Origin of the sequence: Bradyrhizobium sp. LA2.1 (assembly GCF_040547725.1) — a bacterium.
Lineage (GTDB): Bacteria > Pseudomonadota > Alphaproteobacteria > Rhizobiales > Xanthobacteraceae > Bradyrhizobium > Bradyrhizobium barranii.
The window spans coordinates 1-1,025 of sequence record NZ_JBEPQI010000088.1; the positions used below are offsets into that span (position 1 = coordinate 1).

1 pseudogene is annotated in these 1,025 nt (G+C 56.2%); it reads right to left on the reverse strand.

What is annotated here, in order from left to right:
• Positions 1-181: 181 nt before the first annotated feature.
• A pseudogene (locus tag ABIB95_RS47345) lies at positions 182-864 on the reverse strand (IS5 family transposase); the annotation flags it as partial.
• Between the last annotated feature and the right edge of the window lie 161 nt (positions 865-1,025).

The window sequence follows — 1,025 nt, forward strand, 5'->3', positions numbered from 1 at the left end:
GCAAGCGTCTCCTCAACCGACGCGGCCCGCGTCCACGACATTCGAATCATGGTTGCACATGGATTCAGAAGCCCGCAAACAAAGCAACTGTAATGTTAGGGTCTGTTGAGATTCATCTGGAATGGATGACGGCGGTGGCGAGGTAGATCATCGCCTCGAAACTGCCGTCTGTCTTGTCGCATCGCATTGCGATGCGTTTGAATTCTTTCAGCTTGCCGAAGAAGTTCTCGATCAGGTGGCGCCATTTGTAAATGTCCTTGTCGATATCGAGAGGCTGGGCGCGCCTTTGATGTTGCGAGATGACGATCTTCGCTCTGCGTTCGTTCAGGTCTTCGATGATCCAATTGGAATCGAAAGCCTTGTCGGCGATCAACCCGCCGAATTCGATGTCCTTGATCAAGGGCGCAACGCCGACGGTGTCAAAGCGATGGCCGGGCAGCAGGATGAACCGCACCAAGTTCCCGAGCGCGTCGGTCAGCGCGAGGATTTTAGTGGTCCAGCCACCCTTCGACTTGCCGATGGCCTGATTTTGGGTCCCCCTTTTGCTCCCTGCCCGTGACGGTGAACTTTGACGATTGTCGCGTCGACCATGGCGAACTCCATATCCGGATCGTCTGATACGGCATCGAAAATCCGCTTGAAAACGCCGGCCTTCACCCAATCGCGATAGCGCTTGAACACCGTATTCCAGTTGCCGAACGTCGGTGGCAGATCCCTCCATGGGCTGCCCGTCCGGGCGATCCACAACACAGCCTCGAGAAACAAACGGTTGTCCGCCCCGGTGCGGCCGGGATCGGTAGGCTTACCCAAGCAAAGCGGCTCCATCTTCGCCCACTGCGCATCCGTCAAAACGAATCGGTGCATGCCAAACTCCTTTCGGAGCTTGAATCACGGACATGCCAATCTGTGAATCCTGAATCTCAACAGACCCTAGCATTACAGTTGCCGTTTTGCTTTGAGATGCGCGCGCTGAGCGGCAGCCTGGTGAGCTCTGCGCCAGAATGACCATGCGATGACATGCGCGG